Below are 16,919 nucleotides of genomic sequence, written 5' to 3' on the forward strand. Positions count from 1 at the left end.
GCTATTGAACAAGGTGTAGTGCAGTCCACACCTGCCAGAAGAGCCACCCCACGGGGTGGCTCTTTCTCGTTCAGGGCTCATGTCTAGACACGATGCTCAGCCTTCCTGTTCAGCTCTCCTGCTCAGTCCTTCTGCCCTGTCACACCGCCCTCCCCAGCCTTGGCGATCAGCCAATCCCGGAACAATCGCGCGGAGGCCGAGAGCGGTCGATCGAGATCAAACACGAGATGCTCCGCGAGGCCGGTGATCGCGCGATGATCCGTGACACGAACCAGCTCGCCCTTGGCGATGGCGTCCGCCGCCATGAAGTCCCACGCCAGCCCGATGCCGGCGCCTCGTTGAATGGCGGCGTAGGTCAGCGTCAGCTGATTGAAGGTGATGTCGGACTTGGGCGCACGGTAGCGAATACCGAAGTGGGCGAACCAATGAGACCAGTCCATGCAGTTCCAGGAGGAATCCAGCTGGATCAATGGCCGCTGGGCCAGCTCTTCCAGCGAAAGTCCCTGCTCCTTGATCACCTCCGGACGCGCCACCGGATAGATATCTTCGTGAATCAGCGGCGTGGCACCCAGCGCTGGCCATTCGCCGTCGCCATAGAGGATCGCGAGATCATGGTCCGGCACCATGCTGGCATCCATCTCGTTGCTGGCGTGGATGTGCACGGTGATCTCGGGGTGCTCGGCGCTGAAGCTCAACAGGCAGGGGAACAGCCAGTACTGGGAGACGGCATGCGTTGCCAGCACGCTGACGGTGTCAGAGTGCTGGAGCGCGCGCAGGAGCTGTCCGGCCATCTCGAGCCCTTGCAGCGCCGGGAGAATGTGCTGCTGGTAGAGCATTCCCGCCTTGGAAAGCGTGACACCGCGCGCCTTGCGCACGAACAGCGGCGTGCCAAGTGACGCTTCCAGCGCGCGAATCTGCTTGCTGATGGCGCTCTGGGTCAGGCACAGCTCATCGGCGGCACGGGTGAAGCTTCCCAAGCGACTCACGGACTCGAAGGCCGCGAGTCCCTCCAGTGAGGGAAGATGGCGGAAACGTCCTGCCATGGTGGCTCCCTGTATTTGGAATTGTGTCTGTGTTCGTCATTGCGCTCGCGCGGATGGCTCCAGGCAGCACTCTCACCACACATTCCTTGATGGAATGGCTGGATGCGGCAAAGTCGCTGCTTCATCGCTAAGTAACGCATTAGAGTGGCCCCTTGATCAAGACAAGGGCAACTCATCATGAAGAAAGCAATAGTCCATGCTGGCATGGTAGGTGCCCTCTGGGGAGGCGTCATCGTGTTGCCATCACTGCTGGGTGACATCCATCCAGTTGTCATCAGCTGCGCACGTTTCGGGCTCTATGGGCTGTTTGCCGCGGCGATCGCGTTGCCCCATGCTCGCTGCCTGTCCGCTCGCCTCACTGCGCGCGATACCCGCTTGCTGCTGGAGTTGGCGCTGACAGGCAATGTGGCGTATTTCATCCTGCTGACGGCGGCCGTCCAATATGCCGGCGTGGCCATCGCGGCATTGATCAACGGGCTGGTGCCGGTGGCGGTGATGTTGATCGGGAGACGCCATATTCAGGCGAGCCGCCTGTCCGTGAGCCTGTCCCTGACGCTGATCGGGGTGGGAATCGTCTGCATGAACGTGCCTGTTCTGCTTCGCTTCCTGCAGGGCGCAGGAGAGTGGCAAGACCTGCTCGGCGTGCTGTGTGGCTCGCTCGGCGTGATGTCCTGGGCATGGTTCGCGCTGCGCAATGCCCAGCAGCTCAAGGCCGGACGTTTTTCCGCGCGAGAGTGGTCCACCCTGCAAGGCATCGCGACCGGGGTCGTGGCAGTGATGATTCTTGTGCTGGTCGCCGTCTTGCAGCCGCGGATGTTGCCGCTGGAGCTCTCGTCTGAACGCTGGCTGGCCTTCGCTGCCGCAGCCCTGTTCATGTCGGTCGGGGGCTCCTGGATCGCCAATGCCCTGTGGAATTCCTCGGCCCAGCGCCTGCCGGTATCGGTGGGCGGCCAGATGATCGTCTTCGAGACCTGCTGTGCGTTGCTCTACGGATATCTGCTGGCATGGCAATGGCCGCAGACCAATGAAGTACTGGGCATGCTGTTGATTCTCGGCGGTGTGATGTGGACGCTGCGCGCCGAGCAGCGTGTGGCCGGCCCTCGAGAGGTTGCGAAAGGCGTACCTGTTACGGGATCAGATCAGTGATATATCCCGCCTGATGAAGTCTGGGTCGCCTGATGGGTATCCCCCGCACATTTCACTCGCCTATTTCACTCGCCTATTTCAGACACGCCAAGGCCGCCTCAAAGGGCGGCCTTGGCGTGTCTGACGGGCAGTCTCCACCACTGCCCTCTCAACCATTGCTCTCAGCCATAGCGCTTAACCATAGCTATCAACCATAGAAGTGCTCGACAAGACTCATGGGAATCGCCGGCACGTAGGTGACCAACATCAGCACCAGGAAGAGCACGAAGATCATCGGCAGATTGACCTTGGTGGTTTCCCACATGTCCGTCTTGGCGATGGAGCATGAGGTGGCCAGTACCGAGGCCACGGGCGGCGTCTGCTGACCGATGGCCAGATTGAGGGTCAGGATCAGGCCGAAGTGGATGGGGTCGATGCCGATCTGCTGGATCAATGGCATCACGATCGGTACCACCAGAATGATGGCAGCGGCGCCGTGCAGGAACATGCCGAGCAGGAGCAGCAGGATGTTGAGCAACGCCAGCACTGCCACCGGGTCCGTGGTGATCGCGGTGATCTCCTGGGCCAGCTGTTGCGGCAGCTGCATCTCTGTCAGGAAGAGCCCCAGCACCGCGGATGTGGCGACCAGCAGCATCACGACGGAAGTCTGGATCACGCCATCGATCACCGCGCGATACAGCACCTGCAGGTTCAGCTCACGATAGACCAGCCCCCCGATGACCAGCGCCGCCAGCACGGCGATGCCCGCGCCTTCGGTGGCGGTCACGAAGCCACCGAAGATGCCGCCCAGAATGATGACCGGCAGCGTCAGGGCCCAGAAGGCCTCGCGGAACGACTTGCCGAGTGTCGACAGCGAGAAGGCAGCCTCACGCGGCATGTCGTACTTGCGGGCGTAGTAGTAGCAGAGCATCGCCAGCCCCAGACCACCTAGAATCCCCGGGATGATGCCGGCGACGAACAGCTTGACGATGGACGTGTCCGCGATGGCTCCGTAGAGAATCATCGACAGCGACGGCGGAATGATGATGGCAAGCGACGCCGAAGACGACGTGATCGCCGCCGAGAACTGCGGCGTGTACTTGCGCTTCTTCATCTCGGGAATCAGCACCGAACCCGTCGCGGCCACATCGGCCACCGCGGAGCCGGAAATCTCGGCGAAGAACAGCGATACCCCGACATTGACCATCGCCAGACCACCGCGCACGAACCCGACCATGGCCGTGACGAGGTTGATCAGTCGCATGGAGATACCCGAGGTATTCATCAGCGCGCCGGCCAGAATGAACAGCGGAATCGCGATCAGCGGGAACTTGGTGGCGCCATTGAAGAGTGTCAGCGGCACGTTCACCAGCGCATCCACGCCCATGAAGATCACCACTCCGACGACCCCGACGGTGCCGATGGCGACCGCAATGGGCACGTTGATCAACACCAGTGCGAACAGCGCCGCGATAATGATCAGTAGCGTCATGAACGGTGCTCCTTGAGGTCTTGCTCGGCCAGACGGATGGCTTCCGCGATCTCTTCCTCTTCACTGTTGACGCCTGCACACATCTTGCGCCAGGCATGAGGCATACTCAGCAGTTCACACAGAATGAAGAGCGCCGCACTGATCGGAATCACCGACTGGGTGACGTCTAGACCGATGGTCGGCAAGGCGATGAGGGAGTCCCAGGCCAGCACGTCCAGCACCTGATAGCCGAACCAGCCCACCACGGCAAAGAAACCGATCACGATTAGCTCAGAGGTAATGAACAGCGTACTGCGCAGTGCGATGGGCGCCTTGGTGATCAGACCAGGGAAGCCCATGTGGGAACGCTTCAGAGCCGCCAGACCAGCACCATAGAAGCTGAGCCAAGCCAGATTGATCGAGGCGACCTCGTCATACCAGGGCAAGGAGCTACCGAAGGTACGCAAGGCCACCGCCGCCAGCACGATCACCGTCAGCGAGAGCAGTAACCCGACGGTGAACACTTCCAGGCAGCGTTCCACCACCTGGTTGACTCTGTCCAGCAGAGTCACGTCAGTCGTGGCCGTCAGTCCTTCCCCACTCTCGGTGGGGAAGGTTGCCTTGGCCGCATGGGAATGCGAGCTCATGACTTACTCCTTGGCCAGTGCCATGGCCCGGTCAACCATCGCCTGGCCACCGTCGACCTTGTCGGAGAACGCCTGATAGACCGGCGCACTCGCGGTGACGAAGGCATCCCGATCCACCTCATTGACGGCCATGCCGCCCGCCTTGAGGCTCGCCAGCAGCTTGTCATCCAGTTCTGCACCCTTGGCGAAGGCCCAGCTCTGGGTCTCGGCGGACACCTCGGCAATCGCGGCCTTCACGTCCTCGGGCATCTTGCCCCAGCCGGCCTGACTGCTGGTCAGCCAGATGGGCGAATAGACATGATTGGAGAGTGACAGGTACTTCTGGACCTCCTGGAACTTGGCACCATCGATGTTGGAAAGCGGGTTCTCCTGGCCGTCGACCACCCCGGTCTGGAGTGCCACGAAGACTTCCGAGAAGGCCATCGGTGTCGGATTGGCGCCCCACGCCGTGAACATGCCGGTACGCCATTCGCTCTGCGGGGTGCGCAGCTTCAGCCCGTCCAGGTCTTCCGGCTCCACCACGGGATGTTCATTGTTGGTGATCTGGCGGAAGCCGTTCTCCCAGGTGGAGACCAGCTTGAGGCCCTTTGCCTTGGCATCCTCGGCCAGGTCAGTCATCACGATCTCGTCATCGATGCGCTTGAGGTGCTCGCGATCCTTGACCATGAACGGCATGTCAAACAGCGCAAAACTTGGCGAGACGGACGACATCACCGAGGAAATCGCGGCCAGATCGACCGTGCCGAGGCGCAGCTTCTGGATCAGCTGGCGCTCATCGCCCAGCTGACCGCTGTGGTAGTACTCGACCTGATGCTCATCCCCGAGTCGAGCCTGCAGACTATCGGCGAAATGTTGTGCAGTCAGACCTTGCAGACTGTTGGGGCTACCGCCGATGGCAAACACGATCTTCTCGGCATGCGCGGTGGTGGTACCCAAGGCGGCGGCTAACAGCGTGGCGGCAAGCATGGCTCGCTTCATTGTCGAATCCCTTTGATTGTTATGATTCTGGATATGGACGTATCGGGCCTGGCTTGCCATTTGATCGCTCCGGACCTGAGTCTGTGTTGGCGAGACTGACTCACGTGCGTCACGTTCAAATTCCACTCCCTCAAGTGGACTGCAAACCATACCAGATGAAGCAAAATTTAGCCGTCTACTGCCGCATCGGTCAATCACACCGCCGCAGAAATAGACCTTTGTCTAGCGAAGCACGCAACAATCCCCCTTCCACAGCCTCATCTGGACTGGATGGCAAACCACATACCGACATCGCCCGTCTGCTATCGTTAGCAGCGGTGTCTGGAGGTTTTTTAGCCCTGCAAAACCAAAAGCCCCGCCGATTTCCTCGGCGGGGCGTGCATGCGGATCAAAGACGTCAACGCCTCGAAATAGGGCGTAACTAAAGAACGAAGCTGAAGAACCAGGCTGGACTTCACTTAGTCACGGCGACCCCAGGCCACGGCGTCGTGCGGGTGAAGGCTTTCGATATGCCGTACATTCACATGCGCCTCGCCGTCTGAGATAGCCAGGCCATTGATCAACCTGCGTGCAGCGTCTTCGACGAACATCAGATTCTGACCATTGAGCGCCGCGAAGGCCTGTTCATCAGCGCGTTTCACGGCCGTCTGGACCGGCGTGGCCACGGCCTGCTCGATGGCATCGATCAGTGCGATCAACCCCAGATCCCGCGCAGCGGGCTTCAGCTCGACCTGGACCTGCGCCTCGCTACGCTGGCTGTGGGGCGTGGCCAGAGTGGCGTTGTGGGTGAGCCACTCGGCGACCTGCGCAGGCGTCAGCGTGGTGTCATTGCGATGAGCCGCCAGGAATGCCTGCTCGATCAGCTGGCGCGACAGGGCCGCCGAGCACGGACAGGTGGAGGAATACCCCACCGTGACACTGGCCTGCAGTGTGAACCTGCCCTCGTGCAGGCTGGCCTCCAGCGTGACGGGATAGGACTTCCATCCTGAGAGTTGCGGTGTGACTAGCGCCGGACGCTTAACCAGCAGCGCGAATTCCAGCCTGACGCGGGCATTGCGCGAGGCGCAGTCGTGATGGCTTGCCACCATCGCAGCAAGCACCTCCCGCAGAATGCCCGGGGTCAGTGGCTTGCCCTCCGCCAGCCCATCCAGCAGGCGGTAAAGGCGCGACATGTGAATGCCCTTGGTATGCGGCATCGGCAGGTCGACCTGCGCATCCACGTGGGCATGCAATTCACGGCGATAATCGCCCTCCTCGATGAGTACAGGCAGATCGATCCCCTGCATGCCCACCCATTCCAGGGGACTCAAGGAGCGCGAGCGCTCGGTCAGGGAAACGTCAGGGAGTATTGCGGTCATTCGTCAGATATCCAAGGCGGACCTCGTCAGCGACCACCTCCCCCAGGATGCAGGAAGGCGGCACTGAGCTCAGCCGAAGTGTGGGGTGTGTCAGGAGAAATGAAGAGCAGAGCGCGGACGGCTCGTCGTCAGGTCAGAATCATCCCGCCAGTCGCGAGGAATGATGACCGGTGATCTTCCACTCACCGAGGATCTCCTCGAAGGTGAACAGAAAACGGGCCGGAATCGTGACCGTCTCGTCAGCGACGCGATATTCGAAGGTGTAGTGCCCTCCAATCACGACGGTACCCAGCTTGCGACTGACTCGGGGTGAGTACTCCCCCAACTCGCAGGCCAGCGCTTCATTGGCGAGAAAGCCATCGAAGTAGGCCTGTCGTTGCTGGCGATTCTCACGCACATCATCGGCGACCGTCGGCACCAGAATCGCGTCCTCTGCATACAGCGAGAGAAGCGTCTCCTTCTCCCCGCGAGTGACGGCAATCGCCCAGCGCTCCAGCGTGCGCGTCGCGGCATTGATGCAGAACTCTGCGTCACGCTCACTCAGCGGTGGCGATGTCGGGTGGGGCATGCGGTGGCTCTCCCTTGAGGATGAGGCTCTTGAGGAAAGACGGGGGCCGACAGCGGCCCCGTCGATTTGTCACGGAGCGATCAGGCGTCGGCACACCGCAGGATGCCCTGTCCCAGGCGCTCGATCAGCTGCGGATACAGCGTCTCGCCCAGCGGCAGTCCCACACCCAGCGGCTCGAAGACGATGGAGGTCTTGACGCCGGTTCCCTCGAAGACGCTCTCGATCAACGCCGGGTTGTACTGTGGCTCTCGGAAGACGCACTGGATGTCGTCCTGCTTCACGCGCGCCTGGATCTCCTTGACGCGGGCCGGGCTGGGGGTGGAGGCGTCGCCCAGCGAGATGGCACCAGACGCCGGCACGTCGAAGCGGTGCTCGAAGTACTGATAGGCATCATGGAAGACAATGTAGCGAGTGCCCTGCACCTGAGCCAGACGAGCTGACAGTGATTCGGTCAGCGCCTCGAGCTCCTGCTGCCCCGCCTGGGCATTGCTGCGATAGGTCGCCGCGTGCTCCGGGTCCTGTGCTGCCAGTGACTCCGCAATGGCGCCCAGCCAGGTGTGAGCATTCACCGGGTCCAGCCAGCCATGGGGATTCTCGCCGTCATGACCATGCTCGTCGTGATGCTCGTCGTGATCTGCATGGGCTTCGTGATCGCCATCGTGATGCTCGTCATGGTCGCCGTGATGCTCGTCGTGATCCGCATGGGCTTCGTGGCCACCATGCTCGTCGTGCTCTTCGCCATGCGCGGAAGAGGCTTCATCAGCGTGATGATGTGCCTCGAAGGTGGGGCCCGAACGATAGGTCAGGTGCAGGGTGCCCGGCACCTCCATCAACTCGACGGTATCGGCATCCGCGGCCAGCGACGCACGCGCCTTGGCAAGCCAGGGCGTCAGCTCATCACTGACGAAGAACACCACATCCGCATCCGACAGTGCCCTGGCCTCGGAGGGACGCATGGAATAGCCATGCGGTGAGGCGCCAGACTGGATGACCAGATCGGGGCTGCCCAGCTCCCCCATGACACGTGCCACCAGTGAGTGCACCGGGGGGATGTCCACCGCGACCGATGGCACCTCGGCCACTGCCACGGCAGGTGCCAGCATGAGGGGCAGAGAGAGGGAAGGCAGTAACCGATGGCGCATGGCGGTTCTCCAATAGAAGCGAAATCACGGAAGGAAGATCGAAGGCTGCAATGGCCACCCTCAATATGTTATAACATAACATTAATGGTCACTGACCCGTCAACTCTTCAGCGCCAAGAGGTCCCCATGTCGCTGTTATCGATCAAGAATCTGTGTGTCACGCTCGGCAGGCATCGCATCCTCGATGCGATCGATCTCGAGGTTGAGCGCGGCGAAATCGTCACCCTGGTAGGCCCCAATGGCTCAGGCAAGTCTACGTTGCTGCGCAGCATCATCGGGGCGGTGGCCCCGACGAGCGGGCGGATACATCGTCAGCAAGGCTGCAGAATCGGCTACGTGCCCCAGCGCCTGAGCCTGGACCCGACGCTGCCGATGACGGTGGTGCGTTTCCTGACTCTGCCCCATCGCCATTCGCGCGCGACGGTGGCAAATGCCCTGGCGCAGGCCGGCATCCCCGGCGTCGAGCAACAGCAGATCGCCGATCTTTCGGGGGGACAGTTCCAGCGTATTCTGCTGGCCCGTGCCCTGATGGATTCGCCCGATATATTGCTGCTCGATGAGGCAACCCAGGGGCTGGATCACCGTGGCATCGCGGATTTCTACCGTCAGATCGATCGCGTCCGCCACACCCTCGGCTGCGGGGTACTGATGGTCAGTCACGAGCTGCATGTGGTGATGCGCGCCTCCGATCGTGTCGTCTGCCTGCATGGCCACGTCTGCTGTCAGGGCACGCCTGAGCGCGTCATGGCCTCACCGGCCTACCAGGACCTGTTCGGGCTCGATACCGCTGACGCCCTGGCCTTCTATCGCCATGAGCATTCTCCTGCTCACTCTCACGATCACTCTCCTGCTCTGTCTCACGATCACTCTGACTCTCGCACCCACTCGCCCGCTGACGCTGCGCCCACCTGTCGGCCCTCATCCGGACCTGCACCCGCGCCTGCAGCCAAACCTGTGCTCAAGCAGACAACGCAGAGTCGGGAGCCAGCGCTCCAGCTCATCGCACCGACCGCAGAGGGATGTCACTGATGTTGGAGGGACTGATGCTAGATGATTTCATGCTCCGCGCCGCCCTGGCCGGGATATTCGTAGCGCTTGCGGCAGCGCCGCTGGGCTGTTTCGTCGTCTGGCGACGCATGGCCTATTTCGGCGACGCCACGGCCCATGCCGCGATCCTCGGCGTGGCGCTGTCGCTCTTGATGTCCACCTCGATTCTGGCCGGCGTGCTCGTCGTCTCGCTGATCATGGCGACCCTGGTCACGCTGCTCAGCGGACGCGGCTATGCCATGGACACCCTGCTTGGCGTGATGGCGCACTCCGCACTCGCCTTCGGCCTCGTGGCCGTCTCCTTCCTGCCCGGCGTGCGCATCGACCTGATGGCCTATCTGTTCGGCGATATTCTGGCGGTCAGCAAGACAGACCTCGCAATCATCGCCGCAGGTGGCGTGTTGGTCATCGGCCTCATCTACTGGCGCTGGTCAGCGCTGCTCACCGCCACCCTGAATGAGGACCTGGCGCGTGCCAGCGGCATCAACCCGCGACGCGAGCAGCTGGTGCTGACACTGTCGCTGGCCGTGGTGGTCGCGGTTGCCCTCAAGGTGGTCGGTGCGCTATTGATCACCGCGCTGCTGATCATCCCGGCCGCCACGGCGCGCCGCTTCTGTCACACCCCGGAGCTGATGGCGATCGCCGCCGCCCTCATCGGCGGAGTCTCCACCACCGGCGGACTGCAGGCGGCTTACTGGCTGGATACCCCCACCGGCCCCACCATCGTGTGCCTCGCCACCCTGCTGTTTGTCCTGAGTAGCGCAGCGGCACGCATCTCACGCCTTGTCTAACGCCTTGCCTCACAGACCGGCAGCGAAGCGTCTGCTCGAGGAAAGTGACGGCCCCTCCCTTCTTGATCAGCACGACTGTGCCGATCAAGAGCGCCAAAGACGCGCCAACAATGAAGACACCCCACTGATCGCGGATCAGTGGGGTGTCTTGGCGAGTGTCAGCCGATCAGGGACTCAGGTGCCGTCGTTCATTCCCAGGCGGGGAATGGGTCCGGCAGGTCACGCCAGGCTTCCTTGCCCGCCAGCAGCGTGGCGTCATCGAGCAGACATTCATCCAGCGCCTGGCGGATACGGGCTTCGTCCAGGTTCTGACCGATGAATACCAGCTCCTGGCGCATGTCACCGAACGGCTCCTGCCACTTTTCCCGGATCGACTCCAGGTACTCGGGATCTTCTGGCCATTCAACCTCCGGGACTGCCTTCCAGAACATGCCCCCGAACCCGTAATGCGCGATGCCGCCGGCCTGGTTCCACTGCCCGGCAAACTGCGGCCGCGTAGCTAGCCAGAAGAAGCCCTTGGAACGCAGCAACTTGCCTCCGAACCAGTCACCGTGGAGCAGCTGGTGGAATTTCTCGGGATGGAACGGCACGCGCGCATGGTAGGAGAAGCTCGAGATACCGTACTCCTCGGTCTCCGGCACGTGCTCGCCGCGCATCTCCTTCAGCCAGCCCGGTGCCTGTTGCGCGCGATCGAAACTGAAGCGGCCAGTGTCCAGCACCTTGGAAAGCGGCACGGCGCCCTTCGTCATGGGCAGAATCTCGGCCTCCGGGTTGAGCGAGCGCAGCACCGCGCTCAGCTCATCCAGCTGCGAGGCATCGAGCAAATCCGTCTTGCTGATCAACAGCACATCACAGAATTCGATCTGATCGACCAGCAGATCCGCGACATTGCGCTCATCGTCTTCGCCGAGATTTTCCCCCGCTTCGGCCAGTGACTGCGCCTCGCGATACTGGGTCAGGAAGTTGGCGCCATCCACGACGGTAACCATGGTGTCGAGACGCGCGACACTGGAGAGGCACTGGCCGTCCTCGTCCTCGAAGGTGAAGGTTTCCGCCACCGGCAGCGGCTCGGAAATGCCGGTGGATTCGATCACCAGGCAATCGAAGCGCCCTTCCTCGGCCAGTCGCCGTACTTCGATGAGCAGGTCTTCACGCAGCGTGCAGCAAATGCAGCCATTGCTCATCTCGACCAGCTGCTCCTCGGCACGATTGAGCGTCACCTCGTTGTCCGCACCGGGTGCGCCACGCACCATGGCGGCATCGATGTTGACCTCGCTCATGTCATTGACGATCACCGCCACCCGGCGCCCTTCGCGGTTGGCAAGGATGTGATTGAGCAGCGTCGTCTTGCCGGCGCCCAGAAAGCCGGACAGCACGGTGACTGGCAGAGCCGGAGGCAGTGAAGCGGGCCTGTCAGGAGAGGAAGTCGATTGCAGAGTTGTCATCAGTCATTGCCTTGGATTCATGAGGGGGCATCACGCCGAATCAGGTGCTGCATGACGCCCATGAGGGCTTGTCTCACAGAGCCCTTGTCAGAGCCCTTGCATCAGCAAGCACGATTGCGCGGCAGGTCGAGGAATGCGCCATCATCCACTCGACCCCAAAAATGATACGTTATAACATTTCTACAAGGCAATCCCTTACCCCCTTCTTCCAGAAGACAAAAACGCCCCGCTGGCAAGCCAGCGGGGCGTGAAGTGGTGCAATCAGCAGTACGTCTTAGCCGCGAGCAAATCTCAGCTGACGATCAGACCGCCATGATCACGGCAGAGGCCATCACCGCCCCACCCACCAGGCGTGAAGCGATGGCGGGCACGCCCATCAGGCGCTGGCCGATTGCACGGCCCAGCAACGCCAGGGCCAGTGTCGCGACCACGAAGCCCGCCATGTAGCCCAAGGCGCTGCCCGCTGCCGGCATTTCCAGCGCATGGGCGAAGCCGTGGCAGGCCATGAAACCGGCGACCATGACGGTGCCAGCCAGGGTGGGCAGACGCAGCAGCAGTGCCACCAGCGCACCGGAGGCCAGCACCGAGAGCAGAATGCCCTGCTCGGCGATCAGCGCATGCAGCGCCTGCCCACCGCTGAGCAGCGCGATGCCCGCCCCCGCCAGCATGCCGACGACCATCAACAACGGCGTGGCAAGCGTAAAGGCCCGCGACTGACGCGCACTCCAGATGCCGATGGCCAGCATGGCCAGCAGGTGGTCCAGCCCGGTGAAGGGATGCGACAGGCCCGCCAACAGCCCCTGGGCATCATGGCCGGGGTGGGCAGAGGCCGAGGTCGCCACCAGCAGCAGCGAGGTGGCAAGCAGTGCGGAGTGAGAACGCTTCATGTGTCATTCCTGAACAAGATGATGATGGATCCCCCCGGCACCCGTGGTGACACGAATGCCGGGAGACAATGAATCCTGAGCTAGCGGCAGACAACGCTGCGCCGTCAGGCCTGTGCCGCCAGCTTTTGCGGGCGCCGCTCCGGCAGCATGCCGCGATCCAGAATGAAGGCGATGATCTCTTCCAGCCCGACACCGTCATACAGATTGGCGAACACGAAGGGCCGCTCACCGCGCATCTTGCGCGAATCGCGATCCATCACTTCGAGCGAGGCATGCACCTGCTCGGCGATGTCGATCTTGTTGATGATCAGAAGATCCGACTTGGTGATGCCCGGCCCGCCCTTGCGCGGAATCTTGTCGCCTGCCGAGACATCGATCACATAGAGGGTGAGATCGGAAAGCTCGGGGCTGAAGGTCGCGGACAGGTTGTCGCCACCGGATTCCACCAGCACCAGCTCCATGTTCGGGTGACGCGCCTGCAGATCATCGATGGCCGCCAGATTCATCGAGGCATCCTCGCGAATCGCGGTATGCGGACAGCCGCCAGTCTCGACCCCGAGGATACGGTCCGCCTCCAGCGCTTCATGGCGCAGCAGGAAATCGGCATCTTCGCGGGTATAAATGTCATTGGTGACCACCCCGATGTCGTAATGATCGCGCAGGGCCAGACACAGCTGGCGCAGCAGCGCCGTCTTGCCGGAGCCCACCGGCCCACCCACTCCTACGCGTAGACAATGCTTCATGGCAGCTTCCTTTCTCGTGAGATATCAGACGTTCATGTCGGTCGGTTCAGGCGCCGCCGCCTCAAGACAGGCGGCCTTGGCTCAACTCCTGAACAGACGGGAATATTGGGTTTCGTGCTGGGCGGAGGCGAGCGCCAGCCCCGGCAATATCGGGCCAAGCTCTGCCTCCGGGCGCGTGAGCGCCTGCGCGACGACCTCCACTACGCGGGGGCGCAGCTGCTCGGTCAGGCGTTGGGCCGCGGTGTGCCCCAGCGGCATGGCCTTGCAGGCCACCGCCAGCTGATTCTCGAGCCAGGCCCATGCGAAGCCGATCAAGGTCTGACGCGGTGGTACCCCACGCTGGTGCGCCACCCAGGCAAACACCGTGACGTAGCCGGGCGCCTGCGGCATCAGCGCGACTGGCGGTTCGAGCTCGAGACTTCTGAGCAGGCGCAGCAGCGCCGCCCCGAGACGCGCGTCCTCATCGCTGAGTTCGGCGGTCTCACGGGTGGCCTTTAGCCAGCCATCCCACTCGTCGAGCGCCGCTGCATCCCCCTCGGCCCACGCCTGCTGCAGACGCACCAACAATGGCAGCTCGCAACGGCCAAGCCCGTCTTCCAGCACACCGTCGATCCACTCGCCAAGCTCCTTCTCCTGAGTGACCCAGCCAAGCTCGAAGGCACTCTCCAGCCCCTGGGACCAGGCAAAGGCGCCGATGGGCAAGGCAGGGCTTACCAGCTGCAACAGCCCCAGCAGCGCCAGATCCTCCTGCGCCGGCAGGCCCGCCATGGCATCAGTGCTCATGGGCGTGGCTGTGAGAATGACCGTGGCTGTGCTCATGGTCATGATCTTGGGCATGGTCGTGAGTATGTGAGTGGCCGTGGCCATGACCGTGTGAGTGGCCGTGTGAATGAGCATGCCCCTGCCCCGCCTGGGCATAGGCGCCCGGCTCAGGGTCAAAAGGCGCCTCGTGATGGGTGAGGGTCGCGCCCAGGCGCTCGGCCAGCTCTTCCAGCACGTGATCCGGCGGAAAGCGCACCCAGCCGGTTGCGCTCTCTGCTTCGCCCTTTGCTTCGTCCTTTCCTTCGCTCTTTGCTTGACTAGCGCCAGCGTCAGGCGCCTGCATGCCGATGGCGAGCTGCACATGGCGATTGCCCAGGTGATAGCAGAGCGCGGCCATCGGGCGCCCGGCGGCGATGTGGGCAGTCACTACCGGCTCATCCGCGGCGCGGATGCGGATCACCTCACCCTCGCGCGAGGCCAGCCGATCACCGTCACGCAGTACCGGACCGCGATCCAGAAACAGGCCGACCTCGCGTCCGCCGTCCGTGGTGGCTCGCAGACGACCGCGGATGCGCAGCTCCAGCGGCAGGGTCAGGATGTCGAGGGGCTCGGCGTCGGTGTGAGCGCTCGCTGGGTCGCCTGACCCACTGGCGTCTGGCAGGCGATGTATCAGTTCCATCATGGCGTCGATCTCGAATAGGGAATCAGAACAGGCACTTAAAACGGGCCTTCAGAACAGGTGGTAGCGCTGGGCCAGCGGCAGCTCGCTGGCTGGCTCACAGGTCAGCAGCTCACCGTCGGCGAAGACTTCATAGGTCTCGGGGTCGACCTTGAGCTCCGGGCAGGCGTCATTGAGCTTCATGTCGCACTTGCGCACCTGGCGTACATCGCGGCAGGCGGACAGCGGGCTGTCGAGCCCGAGCGCTTCTCCAACACCGGCCTTGAGCGCCGCCTGGGAGACGAAGGTCAGGCGCGTGGCGCTAGCCGCCTTGCCGAAGGCGCCGAACATCGGGCGGTAATGCACCGGCTGCGGCGTGGGAATCGAGGCATTCGGGTCGCCCATCGGCGCAGCGGCGATCATGCCGCCCTTGAGGATGCAGGCCGGTTTGACGCCGAAGAATGCTGGCGACCACAGCACCAGATCCGCCAGCTTGCCAACCTCGATGGAGCCGACCTCATGGGCGATGCCGTGGGTGATGGCCGAGTTGATGGTGTACTTGGCGATATAGCGTCGCGCACGGAAGTTGTCGGTGCCACGCTCGCTGTCCTCTGCCAGCAGGCCGCGCTGTTCGCGCATCTTGTGCGCCGTCTGCCAGGTACGGCAGATCACCTCACCCACGCGGCCCATCGCCTGGGAATCCGAGGACATCATCGAGATGACACCCAGGTCATGCAGGATGTCCTCGGCGGCGATGGTCTCACGGCGAATGCGCGAATCGGCGAAGGCGACGTCCTCGGGAATGCTCGGGTCCAGATGGTGACAAACCATCAGCATGTCGAGATGCTCATCCACCGTGTTGACGGTGTAGGGACGCGTCGGGTTGGTGGATGACGGCAGCACATTGGGCCGCGAGCACGCGGTGATAATGTCCGGGGCATGGCCGCCACCGGCACCTTCGGTGTGGAAGGTGTGGATGCAGCGGTCCTTGAAGGCCGCCAGGGTGTCCTCGACGAAGCCCGACTCGTTCAGGGTGTCGGTATGGATCGCCACCTGCACGTCATAGGCATCGGCGACGCTCAGACAGTTGTCGATGGAGGCCGGCGACGTGCCCCAGTCCTCATGCAGCTTGAGGCCGATCACGCCGGCTTCGATCTGCTGCTCCAGTCCCTCGGGCAGCGAGGCATTGCCCTTGCCGAGAAAGCCGATGTTCATCGGCAGGCTATCCACCGCCTGCAGCATCTTGCCGATATGCCACGGCCCCGGCGTACAGGTGGTGGCATTGGTGCCGGTGGCAGGCCCGGTGCCGCCGCCGAGCATGGTGGTGATGCCGCTCATCAGCGCCTCTTCCACCTGCTGAGGGCAGATGAAGTGGATGTGCGGGTCGACGCCACCGGCAGTGAGAATCTTGCCCTCACCGGCGATGATCTCGGTGCCCGGGCCGATCACGATATCCACGTCGGGCTGGGTATCAGGGTTGCCCGCCTTGCCGATGGCCGCGATGCGCCCGGCCTTGAGACCGACATCCGCCTTGACGATGCCCCACCAGTCCAGAATCAGCGCATTGGTGATCACGGTATCCATCACGCTGTCATCGGCGCGCTGGCTCTGGCCCATGCCATCGCGGATCACCTTGCCACCGCCGAACTTCACTTCTTCCCCGTAGTGGGTGAAATCCTTCTCCACCTCGATCCACAGCGCGGTGTCGCCCAGACGCACGCGGTCCCCGGTGGTCGGGCCGTACATGTCGGCATAGGCCTGTCGCGTTATCTTCATGGGTTGCCTCTTGATCCCTGAGCTACAGCTTTTAAGCCAACGCTTCTGAGCTGCAGTTGCTGAACTGCCGTTGCCAAGTGAGCTCCGAACTGAATGCCTGTCAGCGCCATTGCCTGGCGCATTGAGGTAAAGGGCGTCGCTCGCTCAGCGCTCGACACTGCCGTCATCCTTGAGTTGCCCCATCACCTCGCCACGGAAGCCATAGATATGACGGCTGCCGGCGAAGGGGATCAGCGTGACGTCACGCGTCTGTCCCGGTTCGAAGCGAATCGCCGTGCCGGCGGCGATGTCCAGGCGCTGCCCGAGGGCGGCCTCACGATCAAACACCAGCGCCGGATTGGCCTCGGCAAAGTGATAGTGCGAGCCGATCTGGATCGGCCGGTCGCCGGTATTGCCGACCGAGAGCGTGGTGCGCAGACGGTCTTCGCAGAGAGAGATCTCGCCGTCAGCCACCAGGTATTCACCGGGAATCATGATT

17 protein-coding genes are annotated in these 16,919 nt (G+C 62.7%); 3 read left to right on the top strand and 14 right to left on the bottom strand.

Annotation, left to right across the window (positions count from 1 at the left end):
• Positions 1–122: 122 nt before the first annotated feature.
• Complete coding sequence (locus tag R2R70_RS05580) at positions 123–1,043, bottom strand: LysR substrate-binding domain-containing protein (RefSeq protein WP_216060352.1); 921 nt, start codon at positions 1,041–1,043, stop codon at positions 123–125.
• A gap of 177 nt (positions 1,044–1,220) precedes the next feature.
• Between R2R70_RS05580 and R2R70_RS05585 the strand changes: the two genes are divergently transcribed.
• The gene (locus tag R2R70_RS05585; RefSeq protein WP_410977513.1) at positions 1,221–2,189 is read left to right on the top strand and encodes a DMT family transporter; all 969 of its coding nucleotides are present in this window, start codon (positions 1,221–1,223) and stop codon (positions 2,187–2,189) included.
• Positions 2,190–2,376: 187 nt separating this feature from the next.
• Here the strand turns inward: R2R70_RS05585 and R2R70_RS05590 are convergent, their stop codons facing one another.
• The 6 genes from R2R70_RS05590 to R2R70_RS05615 form a co-directional block, all read right to left on the bottom strand.
• On the bottom strand, positions 2,377–3,660 hold the full coding sequence (locus R2R70_RS05590; protein WP_410977514.1) for a TRAP transporter large permease: 1,284 nt from the start codon (positions 3,658–3,660) through the stop codon (positions 2,377–2,379).
• Positions 3,657–4,286, bottom strand: a complete 630-nt coding sequence (locus R2R70_RS05595; RefSeq protein ID WP_410977515.1) for a TRAP transporter small permease — start codon at positions 4,284–4,286, stop codon at positions 3,657–3,659. The genes R2R70_RS05590 and R2R70_RS05595 overlap by 4 nt, the downstream gene beginning before the upstream one ends.
• Before the next feature lie 3 nt (positions 4,287–4,289).
• Positions 4,290–5,264: a TRAP transporter substrate-binding protein gene (locus R2R70_RS05600; protein WP_131432345.1), complete on the bottom strand. Its 975-nt coding sequence runs from the start codon at positions 5,262–5,264 to the stop codon at positions 4,290–4,292.
• 458 nt (positions 5,265–5,722) lie between these two features.
• A complete protein-coding gene (folE2, locus tag R2R70_RS05605; protein ID WP_410977516.1) occupies positions 5,723–6,622 on the bottom strand; it encodes a GTP cyclohydrolase FolE2 in 900 nt (299 codons plus the stop codon).
• Positions 6,623–6,761: 139 nt separating this feature from the next.
• Positions 6,762–7,190 (bottom strand): DUF4440 domain-containing protein, encoded by a 429-nt coding sequence (locus R2R70_RS05610; RefSeq protein ID WP_107336434.1) that lies wholly within the window; start codon positions 7,188–7,190, stop codon positions 6,762–6,764.
• An 80-nt stretch (positions 7,191–7,270) separates the two neighbouring features.
• Positions 7,271–8,332, bottom strand: a complete 1,062-nt coding sequence (locus tag R2R70_RS05615) for a zinc ABC transporter substrate-binding protein (protein ID WP_107336433.1) — start codon at positions 8,330–8,332, stop codon at positions 7,271–7,273.
• A 126-nt stretch (positions 8,333–8,458) separates the two neighbouring features.
• On the opposite strand from R2R70_RS05615, the gene R2R70_RS05620 reads away from it, so the two are divergent.
• Both R2R70_RS05620 and R2R70_RS05625 read left to right on the top strand, forming a co-directional pair.
• Complete coding sequence (locus R2R70_RS05620) at positions 8,459–9,361, top strand: metal ABC transporter ATP-binding protein (RefSeq protein ID WP_410977517.1); 903 nt, start codon at positions 8,459–8,461, stop codon at positions 9,359–9,361.
• Between the two features lie 14 nt (positions 9,362–9,375).
• Complete coding sequence (locus R2R70_RS05625; protein WP_410977518.1) at positions 9,376–10,170, top strand: metal ABC transporter permease; 795 nt, start codon at positions 9,376–9,378, stop codon at positions 10,168–10,170.
• 188 nt (positions 10,171–10,358) lie between these two features.
• Here R2R70_RS05625 and zigA read toward each other — a convergent pair whose 3' ends face one another.
• The 7 genes from zigA to R2R70_RS05660 form a co-directional block, all read right to left on the bottom strand.
• Positions 10,359–11,615 (bottom strand): zinc metallochaperone GTPase ZigA, encoded by a 1,257-nt coding sequence (zigA, locus tag R2R70_RS05630; RefSeq protein WP_410977519.1) that lies wholly within the window; start codon positions 11,613–11,615, stop codon positions 10,359–10,361.
• A 302-nt stretch (positions 11,616–11,917) separates the two neighbouring features.
• A complete protein-coding gene (locus R2R70_RS05635) occupies positions 11,918–12,502 on the bottom strand; it encodes a HupE/UreJ family protein (RefSeq protein ID WP_410977520.1) in 585 nt (194 codons plus the stop codon).
• Between the two features lie 104 nt (positions 12,503–12,606).
• Positions 12,607–13,245 carry an urease accessory protein UreG gene (gene ureG, locus R2R70_RS05640; RefSeq protein WP_347420933.1) on the bottom strand — a complete coding sequence of 213 codons (639 nt, stop codon included), beginning with the start codon at positions 13,243–13,245 and terminating at the stop codon, positions 12,607–12,609.
• 81 nt (positions 13,246–13,326) lie between these two features.
• Positions 13,327–14,028 carry an urease accessory protein UreF gene (locus tag R2R70_RS05645; RefSeq protein WP_410977574.1) on the bottom strand — a complete coding sequence of 234 codons (702 nt, stop codon included), beginning with the start codon at positions 14,026–14,028 and terminating at the stop codon, positions 13,327–13,329.
• The gene (locus R2R70_RS05650) at positions 14,018–14,689 is read right to left on the bottom strand and encodes an urease accessory protein UreE (protein WP_410977521.1); all 672 of its coding nucleotides are present in this window, start codon (positions 14,687–14,689) and stop codon (positions 14,018–14,020) included. Before R2R70_RS05650 ends, R2R70_RS05645 begins: the two co-directional genes overlap by 11 nt.
• 48 nt (positions 14,690–14,737) lie before the next feature.
• Positions 14,738–16,441, bottom strand: coding sequence for an urease subunit alpha (gene ureC, locus R2R70_RS05655; RefSeq protein WP_410977522.1), 1,704 nt, complete (start codon positions 16,439–16,441; stop codon positions 14,738–14,740).
• 144 nt (positions 16,442–16,585) lie between these two features.
• Positions 16,586–16,915, bottom strand: coding sequence for an urease subunit beta (locus R2R70_RS05660; RefSeq protein WP_107336426.1), 330 nt, complete (start codon positions 16,913–16,915; stop codon positions 16,586–16,588).
• Between the last annotated feature and the right edge of the window lie 4 nt (positions 16,916–16,919).

The organism is Cobetia sp. SIMBA_158, assembly GCF_046566945.1.
Taxonomy (GTDB): domain Bacteria; phylum Pseudomonadota; class Gammaproteobacteria; order Pseudomonadales; family Halomonadaceae; genus Cobetia; species Cobetia amphilecti.